Origin of the sequence: Streptacidiphilus sp. BW17 (assembly GCF_041262485.1) — a bacterium.
GTDB lineage: Bacteria > Actinomycetota > Actinomycetes > Streptomycetales > Streptomycetaceae > Streptacidiphilus.
Genome location: NZ_JBGCCR010000033.1, coordinates 79,197 through 92,655 on the forward strand (window position 1 = coordinate 79,197; position 13,459 = coordinate 92,655).

Consider the following 13,459-nt stretch of genomic DNA (forward strand, 5'->3'; position numbering starts at 1 on the left):
TGCGTCAACTGTGAACGTGAACGACGCGGAAGCAAATCAGGAGTGGGCGCGGTGCGCGGTGCCGTGCGGGTCGCGGCAGTGGGCGGCGTCCGTGGAGCGCTGATCCGTGGAGAGCTGGAGCGTCTCCGGGGAGGCGTGGTCGACCTGGAGCGTGGTGTGGTCGATCGCATAGTGCTCGCGCAGCTCGTGCTCCATGGAGAGCCGGACCGCGTGGCAGTCGAGGTCGTCGCGGACCAGGATGTGGGCGGAGAGCGCCGGGTAGCCGGAGGTGATGGTCCAGATGTGCAGGTCGTGCACCTCGACCACGCCGGGCAGGGAGGCCAGTCGCGCGCCGACGGCGTCCGGGGCCAGGCCTGCCGGGGCGGCCTCCAGGAAGATCCGGCCGGACTCGCGGACCAGGCCGTAGCCCGCCTTGAGCATCAGGCCCGCCACCACCAGCGTCGCCAGGGCGTCGGCGCGGTCGAAGCCGGTGAGCAGCACGACCAGGCCGGCCACGGCCGTGGCGATGAAGGCCCAGGCGTCGTTGAGGATGTGCTGGTAGGCGCCCTCGACATTGAGGCTGGACCGGTTGGCGCGGGAGATCAGCCAGGCCGCGAGGACGTTGACTACGATCCCGACCAGGGCCGTCGCCAGCACCACGCCGCCCTCGACGGCGGGCGGACTGACCAGTCGCCGCACGGCCTCGTAGAGGAAGATCACGGACAGCGCGAGCAGGGTGATGCCGTTGGCCTGGGCGGAGAGGATCTCGGCGCGCTTGAGGCCGAAGGTCAGCGAGCCCTTGGCGGGGCGCGCGGCCAGCCGCATGGCGATCAGCGCCAGCACGATCGAGGCGGCGTCGGTCAGCATATGCCCGGCGTCCGAGACCAGGGCCAGGGAGTGCGCCAGCAGGCCGACGACGACCTCGGCGGCCATGAACGCGCCGATCAGCGCGAGCGCGCCGGTCAGGTAGCGCCGGTCCGCGTCGGCGGACACGCCGTGACTGTGGCCGTCGTGCGCGTGGGCGTCATGCGCATGCGCCTCGTGCGGGTGGCTCACAGTGGCTCCTCGGTCGGTGGTCTCCACGGGGAACTATACCGGAAGGAATGAACAATCATTCATATCTGGTCTCAGCTGACAGTCGTATCGGCGCTGCCCGTCGCCAGTCGGAGCGCCTCCGGGGCCAGCAGGCCGTCGCCGAGCAGGCCGAGCAGGCGGCTGAGCAGCAGCCCGGCCGGTCCGTCCGGCTGTTCCGCGCCGAGCCAGCCGCTCATCGCGGGGGCCAGCTCCGGCTCGTGGACCAGGACGACCAGCAGTTGGGCCACGAACTCCTGCACCAGGGCGAGCTGCAGCTCCGCGCGGGAGAACTGGCGCGTATCGTCCTGGAGCCAGGTGAGCGCGGTGATCTCGGCGTTGCCGATCCAGGACCGCACCGCCAGGCGGACGCGCGGACTCGGGTCGGGCAGCGCGAGGTGGCTCAGCACCGCGTCCAGCGCGGCCTGGCGGACCTGGTCGATGACGGCGCCCGTGCCGGGGCTCGACGAGGCCGAGCCGCTGCGCATGATCGCGGCGAAGCCGGGCCCGTGCGCGTCGACGAAGTCGAGGTAGCGGCCCATCACCCGGTGCAGCCGCTCCGAGAGCGGTCCGGCCTGCGGCTCGTCGAACAGCCCCGCCAGCTCGCGGCCCGCCCGCCGGGTCGCCTCCTCGTAGAGGGCCTGCTTGCCGGGGAAGTAGTGGTAGACGAGCGGCCGGGAGGCCCCTGCGGCGGCGGCGATGTCGTCGATCGACACCTCTTCGGGCGCGTGGTGCGCGAAGAAGTCGAGTGCGACGGAGATCAGCTGTTCGCGCCGCTGCTCGACGCTGAGCCTGCGGCGCGGCCGGGGTGCGGCCCCCGGTGCGGCGCCTGATGCGGCGGTCATGGGCGTCAGCCTAGCTGGGTGGGGCTGGCGTTCGAGGGCGAACGGGGTGCTCGCCGAGGGGGCGACTCAGCAGGTCGCGAGGAGTTCCGCGAGGGAGACGTCGAACGCCCGGTGCAGGTCCGTGGTGTCGAGGCGGCCGCGCAGGCCGACATGGAGTCGGCCCCGGTAGCTGCTGACGGCAACCGCCAGCGCCTGCCCCCGGGCCAGCGGCGGCAGCGGGTACAGGCCGGTCAGCGTGTGGCCGTCCAGGGTGAACCGGAAGTCCGGCATCGGCACGTTGGTGACCAGCGCGTCGAAGAGCAGCGGTGCGGTCGGGCGCAGCAGCGGGGCGGTGAGGCGGTGCCCCGGGGCGGGCAGCAGCTCGGCCAGCAGCGCCACCGCGCCCGGGCCGCGACGGGGGCCGCGCTGCTTGTGCGCGTCCATCGCCGCGCGCACCCGCTCCAGCCGCCGACGCGGGTCCGGCTCGGTGACCGGGAGGTCGAGCAGGTAGCCGGAGAGCCGGTTGCCGCCGCCCGGCGCGCCGAGCCGCGCCCGCTGGCTGACGGGGACGAGCACGCGGGCGTTCCGGCTCCCCTGGCCGCTCTCGTCGCCGAAGGCGCGCAGCGCGCCCGCGAGCACGGCGAGGACGACGTCGTTGACGGTGCCGCCGTGCGCCTTGCGGATCCGGTGCAGGTCGTCGAGCGGGTAGGAGGGCAGGGCCAGCCCGGGGGCCTCGGACGAGGGACGGATCAGTGCCGACGGGCGGAGCAGGGCGGCCGGCTGGAGCAGGCTGCGCGGGGCGCTTCCGGCGACCGAGAGCAGCGTGTCGCTCGCGATCTCGGCGGCCCGGAGGGTGCGCTTCGCTTCGACGGGGATCGAACGCAGGGCGCGCAGCGCCAGCGGCCCGGTGGGGGCGGCGTGCCGCTCCCGGCCGTTGGGCCTCCTGGTCGTGGCGTCGGGCTTCTCGCGTCCGGCGAACTGGTCGAGCAGCCGGACGCCCACATCGAGCGCCCGCAGGCCGTCGACGGCGGCGTGGTGGACCTTGAGCAGCAGCGAGAAACCGGAACCGCCACCGGGGAGCAGGTTCATCTCCCACGGCGGCGCCTCCCGGGGCACCGGCGCGGCCATCAGCCCGGCGACAGCGCCGTCGGGGTCCTCGTCGTCCTCGGCGGGGGCGTGGGTGACGATGTGCGCGGCGGCGTCGAAGTCCGGCTGCTCCTCCCAGTACGGGCCTTCCAGCGGGTTCCAGGGGGTGCGCACCCGCTGCCGGAGTCGGGGTATCGCCTGGGCACGCTCGGCCAGCACGGCGGCGACGGCGTCCAGGTCGGGGGGACTGGCGTCGGCGGCGCCGTCGAAGTGGGCGAGCGCGCCGATGTGCATCGGTGCGTCAGGGGATTCCAGGCTCCAGAAGGCCGCGTCCAACGGGCTGAGCCTGTTCTCCATGTGTGCCTGTCCTTCCGGTGCATTCGGTCCGGCGATGGCAGTGGTTTCCGGCGAGCTGTCCGGCGATCTCCCTGATCAGTCTCGCCCTCCCATGTTGCGGCCAGGTGAGAGGCTCGCGAAGTTTGGGCTCCGCGAGGGCTCCGCACGGTGGGGCGATGTTTGACTGATGATCTTGTCGGGAACGGACTGGTCATGTCGGGGCGCCCGCGCAGGCCGATGCTGCGGCGGTTGGTGACGCTGGCGCTGTGTGCGGTCGTCGCGTATGTGGTGCTGCTGCAGATCGTTGGGCACGACGCCGACCCGCTGCCGGTGCTCGCCAGGGCCGACGCCGTCTGGCTGGCCCCGGCGCTGCTGGCGTCGGCGGCCGGATCGGTCGGGGCGACGTTCGCGGTCGTCGGCTTCGTCCCGGAGCGGGTGTCGTTCCGGGGAGCGCTGCTCGCGCAGCTGTCGGGATTCTTCGTCAACCTGGCCACGCCCAGCGGGTTGGGCAGCGCGGCGGTCAACACCCGGTTCCTGGCCCGGTCCGGCATCCCGCAGACGCAGGCGCTTGCCAGCGTGGCACTGGGGCAGATCGCCGGGCTGGTGCTGCACCTGCTGCTGATCGTTGGCTTCGGCGCGTATGTGGGCGCCGACTACGCCGCCTCGCTGCCGACCGGGACGACGCTGCTGGTGATCGGGGCGGTGCTGGCGGCCGTCGTCGCCGGCGGGGTCGGCGTGCCGCGGCTGCGGCGCTGGCTGGTGGCGCGGCTGCGTGAGGCCGGGCCGCGGTTCGGGCAACTGCTGCACCAGCCGGGCAAGCTGACGGTCGGCATCCTGGGCCAGCTGGCGGTGACGCTGATGGCCGCCGTCTGCCTGTACTGCTGCGCCCGTGCCTTCGGGCAGGGGCCCGGCTTCGCCGAGGTCACCCTCGCGCAGCTGATCGGCTCGACCGTCGGATCGGCGGTGCCGGTGCCGGGCGGCATCGGGTCGGTGGACACCGCGCTCGCCGTCGCGCTGCGGGTGACCACCGGCACCCCCACGGGCACGTGGGTGCCGGTGGTCCTGGTCTACCGCCTGTGCACGTTCTGGCTGCCGCTGCTGCCGGGGTGGCTGGCCTTCCTCTGGCTACAGCGGCGTGAGGCGATCTGATCCGCCGTCAGCCAGTCCGGTCTCACAGGTCCAGCACCAGCTTGCCGTCCTGGCTGCGGGAGACGCAGATCAGCATCGACTCCGCGCGCTGCTCGACGCTCAGCAGGGCGTCCCGGTGCTCCGGCGTGCCGCCCAGCACCCGCACCTTGCAGGTGCCGCAGAAGCCCTGCTCGCAGCTGTAGGCGACGTTCGGCAGCCGGTCGCGGACGGCGCTGAGCACGCTGCGGTCCGCCGGGACGGTGAGCGTGGCGCCGGTGCGGCGCAGCTCGACCTCGACGGTGTCGCCGTGGGCGCTGTCCTCGGCCGGGTGGAACCGCTCCAGCCGGGCCTCGACGCCGGGGCGCAGTGCGGCGAGGGTGTCGACGACGGCGTCCATCAGCGTCTCGGGACCGCAGACGTGGACCACCGCGCCGTGCGGTGCCGACTCCAGCGCGGCGGCCAGGTCGGGCAGGCCCTCGGTGTCCGTCGTCACGACGGTGACCCGCTTGTCCGCCTCGGGCAGCGCCTTGATCTCGTCCAGGAACGGCATGGTCTCGGCGGTCCGACCGATGTAGAGCAGCCGCCAGTCGCTGCCGCGCGCCGCGCTCTCGCGCACCATGGGCAGGATCGGGGTGATGCCGATGCCGCCCGCCACGAAGGAGCGCGGCCCCGCGCCCGCGCCGAGCGGGAAGCGGTTGCGGGGGCGGTGCGCCTCCACGGACGCGCCCGCGAGCAGCTTCTCGTGCACCTCGCGGGAGCCGCCCCGGGTGTCCTCGGTGAGCCGGACGCCGATCCGGTAGCCGCTCAGGTCGGCCGGGTCGCCGCAGAGCGAGTACTGGCGCACCAGACCGGACGGCAGCAGCAGGTCCAGGTGCGCGCCGGGTTCCCAGGCAGGTAGGTCGGCGCCGTCGGCGGAGGTGAGCAGCAGCTCGGCCACGCCCTCGGCCGGGGAGCGCCGGTCGGCGACCACCAGCTGCAGCGGCTTCGTCGCCGCCTCCGCCTGCGCGGCGGCGGCCCGTGCGGCGGGCGAACTCTCCAGGTAGGCCAGCGCCTTGGCGGTCGAGCCCTCCTGGGTCGGGTGGTAGCGCCTGCTGAGGTAGCGCGGGACGGCGGAGAAGATCTGCTTCGGCGCGGGCACCAGGTCGGCCTTGGCGGCCCGCACCCAGTCCTTCATCTTCGGCTCCAGCACCCTGCGCTGAGCAGGCGTCAGCTCCGGGTCGTTGGCGATGAAGAACTTCACGCCGCGCACCCAGAGCCAGAACATGGTCGGGAAGACGGTGGTCATCGCCCGCAGCCGACGCGGGTAGCGGCCGTCGACATGTTGGAAGACGTCGAAGGCCACCGAGCGGTGCTCGACCTCCTCCGCGCCGTGCCAGCGCAGCAGGTCGACCATCACCGGGTCGGCCCCGTACCGCTCGAAGCCCCGGGCGTCCAGCACCCACTTGCCGAGCACGGCGGTGAAGTGCTCGATGGCGGCGATGATCGCGACCCGCTCCTTGAGCCACCACCCGGTGGCCGTCGGCGGTGCGGTGTGGTCGCCGAGCAGGTGCTCGAAGAACCAGTCCATCTGCGCGGTGTAGGGGGAGGGGTCGAGCCCCTGCGCGACCAGATGGTCCAGGACGGTGGAGTGCGCCTGCGAGTGCACCGCCTCCTGCCCGATGAACCCGATCATGTCCGCACGCAACTGCGGGTCGCGGACCAGCGGCAGCGCCTGCTTGTAGACGTCGACGAACCACTTCTCGCCGGCGGGCAGCAGCAGGTGCAGCACGTTGATCATGTGGGTGGAGAACGGGTCGTCGGGGACCCAGTGGAGGGGTGTGTCGGTCCAGTCGAAGGTCACTCGGCGCGCCTGCAGCGGCGCGTGCTCGGTGCTGACGGCGAGTTCGGTCACGGGGGTGACTCCTCTCATTCTGGTGGCTAGCGGGGCGTCAGGTCGGCGCGGGCGATGGCGCGCAGGGTGCCGGGGGACAGGCGGGTCAGCGCGCGGCCGATCCGGGCCTCGGCGGCGACCGGGACGACCGGGCGGTTCTCCCGCACCGCGCGCAGCACGGCGTCGGCGACCCGCTCCGGCGGCAGGTTGCGCATCCGGTAGAGGCGGTCCGCCTTGCCGCGCAGCCGCTCCTGCTCGCTGCTGCTGACGCCGACGTAGCGGGTGGCCTTGGCGATGGCGGTGTTGACGAAGCCGGGGCAGACCGCGCTGACGCCGATCCCGTCGTCGGACAGCTCGGCGCGCAGGCACTCGGTGAGCATCAGCACCGCCGCCTTGCTGGTCGCGTAGGCGGACAGCGTGCGCGAGGGCAGATAGGCGGCGGCGGAGGCGATGTTGACGATGTGTCCGCCGTTGCCGTGGTCCTTCATCATCGCGCCGAACAGACGGCAGCCGTGGACCACGCCCATCAGGTTGACGCCGAGCACCGCGTCCCAGTCGGAGGTCTGGGTGTCCAGGAACGCGCCGCCGAGGCCGATGCCCGCGTTGTTGACCACGATGTCCGGTGCGCCGTGCTCTTCGGCGACGGCCTTGGCGAAGGCCTCCATGGCCGCCGGGTCGGAGACGTCGACGGCGTACGAGCCGGTACGCGGGGCGCCCAGCAGGGCGGCCAGGTGGGCGGTGCGGGCGGCGGAGTCCGCGTTGAGGTCGGCGGCGATCACCGCCGCACCGGCCTCGGCGAAGGCCAGCGCGGTGGCCCGGCCGATGCCGCTGCCCGCGCCGGTGACGATGACCAGCTTCCCGGCGTGCTCCTTCTGCTCCCCGTCCTGCTGGGGCCTGTTGACCTCGGCGCGCTGGAGCGCGGGCGCGGTCGGGCCGCCCTCGATGTGGGTGACGAACTCGTCGATCCAGTTGGCCAGCACCGCGTCGTGGGTCAGCGGCGCCCAGTGTCCGGCGCGCAGCGGGCGACGCCAGAGCCGGTCGACGTAGGGCTGCGGGGCCTGACCGGCCATGGACGGGGTGACGTAGAGGTCCTTCTGCGGCAGCACCACCTGCACCGGGATCTCGGTGGGCCGGTGCCGGGGACGGGTCAGCCGGGGGATCATGTTGGCCCGGTAGAGCGCCAGTCCGCGCACCGCGTCGGCGGGGAAGGTCGGCGCGCCGCTGCCGCGCGGCACGCCCTCGATAGCGTGCAGCAGCGCGGGCCAGGCCTTGACCATCGCCGTGCGCCACAGCAGCGGGGGCAGCAGCGGCAGATGGAAGTAGCCGATGTACCAGGAGTGCACGCTCTGCCAGGCCAGTTGGCCCAGCGCACGCGGGCTCGGCCGCCGCAGCTTGCTGCGGAACCACTGGCCGACATGGTCCAGGCACGGGCCGGAAACGGAGGTGAAGGAGGCGATCCGGTCCGCCAGCGCGGTGCCGGTGACCGACTCCCAGGACTGGATCGAGCCCCAGTCGTGCCCGACCAGGTGCACCGGCCGCTCCGGGCTGACCTGCTGCAGCACCGCGCCGAGGTCGGCTTCGAGCGTGGCGAGCGTGTAGGAGGCGATCCGGCGCGGCGCGTCCGAGGCGCCCGCGCCGCGTACGTCGTAGGCGACGACGTGGTGCCGCTCGGCCAGCTGCTCGGCGATCGGCCGCCAGACGACGTGGCTGTCCGGGTAGCCGTGCACCAGGACGACGGTGGTGTCGGCGGAGCGCTCGCCCCACTCGAAGACGGCGAGCCGGACCCCGTCCGGTGCGGTCACGAAGCTCTGCTGCTCCTGCATGCGCTGTTCCTCTTTCATACCGCGTGCACCTCGGCGTTCTCCCCGGCGTTCTCCCCGGCGTTCTGCTCGGCGTTCTCCCCAGCGGCGGACCGAGTGGCCCAGGTGCGGACGTGCGGCAGGTCGTCGTCGAGCCAGTAGGCGTCGTCCTCGGTGACGACGAGCAACTCCTCGAACTTGGCGCCGATGCCGCGCAGGCCCAGGTGCGGCTCGACGGCCCACAGGCCGGCGGTCGGGGCGTGGGCGGAGGACTTGCCGTCGGCCCAGAGCGGCGAGCGGTGCTGGATCCGCTCGGCGACCAGCTCCCGGCCGAGCGTCTGCAGGCTGCGGATGCCGAACCCGGCGACGACGGTGCGCGGTCCGCGCGCCTTGAGCCGGGTGACCTGGTGCGCCAACACCCGGCCCGGGTAGACGCGGTGGCGGTTCTCGTAGCCGTGCTTGGCGATCAGCGTGTCCACGGCGAGGTAGATCTCGTTGAGCGGCTTGCGCTCGCGCACCTGGGCGAGGATCAGCTCCCGGTACTCCTTCAGGTCGTCCAGGATCTGCTGCTGCACCCGGTTTCCGCCGAGGCTGCCGGCGTAGCCGATGTCGGCGGTGTAGCCCTGGGCGACGGGTGCGCAGTCGAGGATGAAGGGCATGCCCTCCTCAAGCCGTCGGTCGGTCGGGAAGAACTGGAGCGGCGTGCGGAACCGGTGGAAGGTCGTACGGTCGCCGAACCAGGCGAACGGGACGTGGAACCAGTCGTCCGCGCCGTTCTCCTCCAGCCAGCGGCGCATCCGCTGAGCCGCCTGCTTCTCGGTGACGCCCGGTTCGAGGCCCTCCGCCACGGTCTGCGCGCAGCGGTAGGCGAGCTGTTGGACAGCGCGGAAGCGCTCCAGATCCCCCGGCTCCCAGGCCGGCTGCTTATTAGACATGTTGTCAACATACTGCCGAGTCACCTCCGTGCAACAGGTGTCGACACCGAGTTTTCCGGCGCGCTTCGCGGCGTTCTTCCTGCGTGGTGTCCGGTCGGCTACCCGGCCAACTACCCGGGCGCAAAGCGGGGCGAAAACCGGGATGGAAAGCGGGGCGAAAACCGGGTCGCCCCCGGACGCTGGGGTGGCTAGGTTTCCTTGCATGAGCGACACCGCCCGTCCCCTCCTCGCCGCGCTCACGGGAGCCGGCGTCTCCACCGACTCCGGCCTGCGTGACTACCGCGGCCCGCAGGGGCTGTGGCGCGACGACCCCGGCAACCAGCGGCTGGTCACCATCGACAGCTATCTCGCCGATCCCGAGGTCCGCGCCCGCAGCTGGCAGATGCGCCTCAAGACCGGCGTCCTCGACGTACAGCCCAACGCGGCCCACCACGCCTTCGCCGCCTACGAGCGCGCCGGTCTGCCGCTGCGCGTGCTGACGCAGAACGTCGACGGCCTGCACCAGCTCGGCGGCGTCAGCCCGCGCAAGGTCCTGGAGCTGCACGGCACCGCCCGCTGCACCCAGTGCGTCAGCTGCCACGCGCGCGGCGACATGGCCGTGGCCCTCGACCGCGTCCGCGCGGGCGAGGCCGACCCGCCCTGCACGGTCTGCGGCGGTGTGCTCAAGTCCGCGACGGTCTTCTTCGGCGAGCACCTCGACCCGCAGGTCCTCGGCGAGGCCCGCGCCATCGCCGCCGCCTGCGACGTGCTGCTCGCCGTCGGCACGACGCTGCAGGTCCACCCGGCGGCCGGGCTCGTCGACGTGGCCCTCGCGGGCGGTGCCCGCATCGTCGTCGTCAACGCCGACCCGACGCCCTACGACGACGCGGCGGCGGAGGTCATCCGCGAGCCGATCGGCACTGCCGTCCCGGCACTGCTCCGCCGCCTCGCGAAGGAGGCGGGCGCGGAGTGGCCGGAGCGGCCGGAGTGACCGGCTCCGCGGGCACCCCGCTGGCCAGGAAGCTGCGGATCAAGCCCGGCCACCGCGTCGTGCTGAGGCACGCCCCGGCGGGCTGGGCGCTCCCCGACCTGCCGGACGGCGTTCGGGTGGGCACCGGGCAGGCGGCCGTCGCCGACGCGGACGTCGTGCTCGCCTTCTTCCGGTCGGCCGACGAACTGCGGCACGACGCCACGGGCCTGGTGGACGCGCTGCAGCCGGCGTCGTGTCTCTGGGTGCTCTGGCCGCGCCGCGCGGCAGGGCACACCAGCGACCTGACGGACCGTCTGCTGCGCGAGGTGCTGCTGCCGTTGGGTGTGGTGGACGTCAAGGTCGCGGCGGTCGGGGAGGACTGGTCCGGGCTGGCGTTCGTGTGGCGGAGGGAGAACCGGCCGTCCTGAGTCGGTCGGTTGCCTCGGCCTGCTGCGGCCTTCTGTGGCCATGGCCGCCTTACGCGGCCTTACGCGGACCGGACCTTGAGCGCGCGCACGTCGCGGACGGCGAGCATGGCGACCGTGCAAGCGAGGATCACCGCCGCCGCGCTCAGCAGCGTGGCGTGCACGCCGATCGCCGCGCTGAGCGGGCCCACGGTGGCCTGGGCCAGCGGGATGGCCATGAACGAGCCGAGTGCGTCGTAGGAGTAGACGCGGGCCAGTCGGTCCTCGGGGATCTCCTGCTGGAGCGAGGTCTCCCAGGCGATGCCGAACTGCTCGACGGCCACTCCCGCAAGGAAGTTCATCCCCGCGAGGCCCGCCACGGGCATGCCCAGCGCGAGGCCGGAGGGCAGCAGCGCCTCGGCGGCCATGCAGGAGACGCCGACCAACAGCAGGCGCTGCGGCCGGATCCGCAGCCCGATCACGCCGCCGACCAGCATGCCCAAGGTCTGGGCGGACAGCACCAGCCCCCAACCGCCGCTGCCGAAGGACCTGCTGGCGATCGTCGGGCCCAGCACCTGCACCGTGCCCGAGAACGCGGCGTTGAGGAACCCGAAGGCGGCCACGATCACCCAGACCCAGCGTCGTGCGACGAACTCCCGCCAGCCGTCGTGAAGTTCACGGAACATGCCGCGGCGTACGGGTGAGGTGGCCGTTTCGGGCATCGGGCTGGTGCGGACGCGGAAGAAGCAGAGACCCGACAGGGCGAAGCTCGTCGCGTCGATGGCCAGGCCCCAGCCGGGACCGGCCGCGGCCACCACCGCGCCGCCGAGCGCGGCACCGCCGATCACCGCGCTGTTGGCGCCCATACGGTTGATCGCGTTCGCCTGCCGCCGCTCCTCCACGGGCACGGTCTGCGGCAGCAGAGCGGCGGACGCGGGCAGGGCGAAGGCGGCGAAGGTGCCGTTGCAGGCGGAGAGGACGAGCAGCAGCGGGATCGTCGCGTGGTGGGTGAGGACCAGTACCGCCAGCGTGCCCTGGCTCGCGGCGCTCAGCACACTCGACCCGACCAGTACCAGCCGACGCGGCATCCGGTCGGCCAGGACTCCACCGAAGAGCAGGAACACCACGTTGAAGAGCGAGCGGGTGGCCACCACCAGCCCGAGCTCCGTCACCGACCCGGTGATCCGGAGCACCGCGAACGCCAGCGCGATCGGCGCGACGCCGTTGCCCAGCATGTTGGTGGCCCGGCCAAGGGCCAGGCGGCGGAACGAGGCATGGCGCAGCGGAGCGAGAGGGTTCGACACCCGGTCTCCCTATCGGTCGGGCGGATCGTCGGTCAACGGAATATCGACCGCACACGACTCGCCGAGCGCCGCCCCGGAAGTACCCTGCAACAAAACGTTGACGTGACAGTCCTGGCATCGATAGCGTCGCGTCAACAAACTGTTGATGAGTTCTTCGGGTCATTCAGTCGTTCCGGCACTCAGCTGTTCGGGTCACACAGGCGAAGGGGCAGTCATGGCTGCGCGCACCACGTTCTCCACCACGCTGCGCGAGGGCGTCGAGGTCTCCCTCGCCGAGGTCGACGCCGACCTTGCCGCCCGCTACCCGGGCGACCCGGGCACGCGGCAGCCGGTCCACACCGTTTACGTCCCCGCCGACGCGCTTGCCGACCAGGGTGTCGGCGACCTGGTCCGCAGCTGGGGTCGCCAGGCGCTCGACCTGCTCGACGCGCACGCCCCCGACGCTGCCGCGCTCGCCGCCGTCGTCGGCCAGACCGACGCCGCGCTCGCCGCCGACGTCCACGACCGGGTCCGCGCCAAGCTGGAGCGGGAGCCGATCGAGGACCTGCGCATCGACTTCGAGGACGGCTACGGCCCGCGCCCCGACGCCGAGGAGGACGCCGCCGCGGAGCGCGCCGCGCGCCTCGTCGCCGAGGCCGTCGCCGACGGCAGCGCGCCGCCGTTCGTCGGGATCCGGATGAAGTGCATGGAATCCGCCGTCCGGACGCGGGGGATCCGGACGCTGGACCTCTTCCTCACCGGCCTGCTCGACGCCGGGAAAGGCACGCTGCCCGAGGAGCTCGTGCTGACGCTGCCCAAGGTCACCTATCCGCAGCAGGTCACCGCCATGGCGCGGCTGGTCGAGGGCTTCGAGCAGGCGAGCGGCCTCCCGGCCGGCCGGATCGGCTTCGAGATCCAGATCGAGACCACCCAGGCCATCCTCGGCGCCGACGGCCGCGCGACGGTGGCCCGGATGATCGAGGCCGCCGAGGGCCGCGCTACCAGCCTTCACTACGGCACCTTCGACTACAGCGCGTCGTGCGGCGTCAGCGCGGCCTACCAGAGCATGGAGCACCCGGCCGCCGACCACGCCAAGGCCGTGATGCAGGTCGCGGCGGCGGGCACGGGCGTGCGACTGTCCGACGGCTCGACCAACGTCATCCCGACCGGCCCGACCGAGCAGGTCCACGCGGCCTGGAAGCTGCACCACCGGCTGGTCCGCCGTTCGCTGGAGCGCGCCTACTACCAGGGGTGGGACATGCACCCCGGCCACCTGCCCACCCGCTATGCGGCGGTCTACGCCTTCTACCGCGAGGGCCTGGACTCGGCCGCCGCGCGCCTGGCGGCGTATGTCGCCCGCGCGGGCGGTGATGTGATGGACGAGCCGGCCACGGCGAAGGCGCTCAGCGGCTACCTGCTCCGCGGTCTGGACTGCGGCGCGGTCGATGCGGCGGAGGTCGAGAAGGCCGCCGGTCTGGACCGCGCGGCGCTCGACGCGCTCGCCGGACGTTGAGGGCTGCGCTGATTTGGAGGACCGGCAGGTCGTGCCGTAACGTTCTCCGGGTTGCCCCGCTGAGCGGGGCGGCAAACCTCCCCCAGAGAATCGGAAATCCGATTGACGGGGACTGCGAAATCGGGACTGAAAAGTTCTGATAGAGTAGAAAACGAAGGAAGCGCCCGGAGAAACCCGAAAGGGAATTCGAAGGAAGCGTCCGTTCCTTGAGAACTCAACAGCGTGCCAAAAGTCAACGCCAGTTACTTTTGAGAACAAATTTTCAGCGAGGACGCTGTGCAC

General features: G+C 72.5%; 11 protein-coding genes and 1 pseudogene. 4 read left to right on the plus strand and 8 right to left on the minus strand.

The window, feature by feature from the left end; genetic code table 11:
- Positions 1-36: 36 nt before the first annotated feature.
- The 3 genes from ABH940_RS30155 to ABH940_RS30165 form a co-directional block, all read right to left on the minus strand.
- Positions 37-1,035, minus strand: coding sequence for a cation diffusion facilitator family transporter (locus tag ABH940_RS30155; protein WP_370106702.1), 999 nt, complete (start codon positions 1,033-1,035; stop codon positions 37-39).
- A gap of 71 nt (positions 1,036-1,106) precedes the next feature.
- A complete protein-coding gene (locus ABH940_RS30160; RefSeq protein WP_370106703.1) occupies positions 1,107-1,895 on the minus strand; it encodes a TetR/AcrR family transcriptional regulator in 789 nt (262 codons plus the stop codon).
- 66 nt (positions 1,896-1,961) lie between these two features.
- Complete coding sequence (locus ABH940_RS30165; RefSeq protein WP_370071831.1) at positions 1,962-3,317, minus strand: wax ester/triacylglycerol synthase family O-acyltransferase; 1,356 nt, start codon at positions 3,315-3,317, stop codon at positions 1,962-1,964.
- A gap of 192 nt (positions 3,318-3,509) precedes the next feature.
- Between ABH940_RS30165 and ABH940_RS30170 the strand changes: the two genes are divergently transcribed.
- Positions 3,510-4,445, plus strand: coding sequence for a YbhN family protein (locus ABH940_RS30170; protein ID WP_370106704.1), 936 nt, complete (start codon positions 3,510-3,512; stop codon positions 4,443-4,445).
- A gap of 22 nt (positions 4,446-4,467) precedes the next feature.
- Here ABH940_RS30170 and ABH940_RS30175 read toward each other — a convergent pair whose 3' ends face one another.
- The 4 genes and pseudogenes from ABH940_RS30175 to ABH940_RS30190 all read right to left on the minus strand — a co-directional run bounded on the left by ABH940_RS30175 (position 4,468) and on the right by ABH940_RS30190 (position 9,028).
- Complete coding sequence (locus ABH940_RS30175) at positions 4,468-5,043, minus strand: flavin reductase family protein (RefSeq protein WP_370106709.1); 576 nt, start codon at positions 5,041-5,043, stop codon at positions 4,468-4,470.
- Between the two features lie 369 nt (positions 5,044-5,412).
- Positions 5,413-6,333: pseudogene (locus ABH940_RS30180) on the minus strand (metal-dependent hydrolase); the annotation flags it as partial.
- Between the two features lie 8 nt (positions 6,334-6,341).
- On the minus strand, positions 6,342-8,117 hold the full coding sequence (locus ABH940_RS30185; protein WP_370106705.1) for an SDR family oxidoreductase: 1,776 nt from the start codon (positions 8,115-8,117) through the stop codon (positions 6,342-6,344).
- 14 nt (positions 8,118-8,131) lie between these two features.
- Positions 8,132-9,028, minus strand: a complete 897-nt coding sequence (locus tag ABH940_RS30190; RefSeq protein WP_370106706.1) for a M24 family metallopeptidase — start codon at positions 9,026-9,028, stop codon at positions 8,132-8,134.
- A 202-nt stretch (positions 9,029-9,230) separates the two neighbouring features.
- On the opposite strand from ABH940_RS30190, the gene ABH940_RS30195 reads away from it, so the two are divergent.
- Both ABH940_RS30195 and ABH940_RS30200 read left to right on the plus strand, forming a co-directional pair.
- Entirely contained in the window at positions 9,231-9,998 is a 768-nt protein-coding gene (locus ABH940_RS30195) for an NAD-dependent deacetylase (protein WP_370071835.1), read from the plus strand.
- Complete coding sequence (locus ABH940_RS30200; protein ID WP_370071836.1) at positions 9,995-10,405, plus strand: DUF3052 domain-containing protein; 411 nt, start codon at positions 9,995-9,997, stop codon at positions 10,403-10,405. The genes ABH940_RS30195 and ABH940_RS30200 overlap by 4 nt, the downstream gene beginning before the upstream one ends.
- A 59-nt stretch (positions 10,406-10,464) precedes the next feature.
- Here the strand turns inward: ABH940_RS30200 and ABH940_RS30205 are convergent, their stop codons facing one another.
- The gene (locus tag ABH940_RS30205) at positions 10,465-11,685 is read right to left on the minus strand and encodes an MFS transporter (RefSeq protein WP_370106707.1); all 1,221 of its coding nucleotides are present in this window, start codon (positions 11,683-11,685) and stop codon (positions 10,465-10,467) included.
- Positions 11,686-11,899: 214 nt separating this feature from the next.
- Between ABH940_RS30205 and ABH940_RS30210 the strand changes: the two genes are divergently transcribed.
- Complete coding sequence (locus ABH940_RS30210) at positions 11,900-13,177, plus strand: aldolase (protein ID WP_370106708.1); 1,278 nt, start codon at positions 11,900-11,902, stop codon at positions 13,175-13,177.
- Positions 13,178-13,459: the final 282 nt, after the last annotated feature.

Excerpts from the sequence above, each read along its gene's own strand:
- ABH940_RS30170 (WP_370106704.1), top strand. The coding sequence starts at position 3,510 with ATGTCGGGGCGCCCGCGCAGGCCGATGCTGCGGCGGTTGGTGACGCTG.
- ABH940_RS30185 (WP_370106705.1), bottom strand. The coding sequence starts at position 8,117 with ATGCAGGAGCAGCAGAGCTTCGTGACCGCACCGGACGGGGTCCGGCTC.
- ABH940_RS30195 (WP_370071835.1), top strand. The coding sequence starts at position 9,231 with ATGAGCGACACCGCCCGTCCCCTCCTCGCCGCGCTCACGGGAGCCGGC.
- ABH940_RS30210 (WP_370106708.1), top strand. The coding sequence starts at position 11,900 with ATGGCTGCGCGCACCACGTTCTCCACCACGCTGCGCGAGGGCGTCGAG.
- ABH940_RS30175 (WP_370106709.1), bottom strand. The coding sequence starts at position 5,043 with ATGGTGCGCGAGAGCGCGGCGCGCGGCAGCGACTGGCGGCTGCTCTAC.
- ABH940_RS30190 (WP_370106706.1), bottom strand. The coding sequence starts at position 9,028 with ATGTCTAATAAGCAGCCGGCCTGGGAGCCGGGGGATCTGGAGCGCTTC.
- ABH940_RS30165 (WP_370071831.1), bottom strand. The coding sequence starts at position 3,317 with ATGGAGAACAGGCTCAGCCCGTTGGACGCGGCCTTCTGGAGCCTGGAA.
- ABH940_RS30160 (WP_370106703.1), bottom strand. The coding sequence starts at position 1,895 with ATGACCGCCGCATCAGGCGCCGCACCGGGGGCCGCACCCCGGCCGCGC.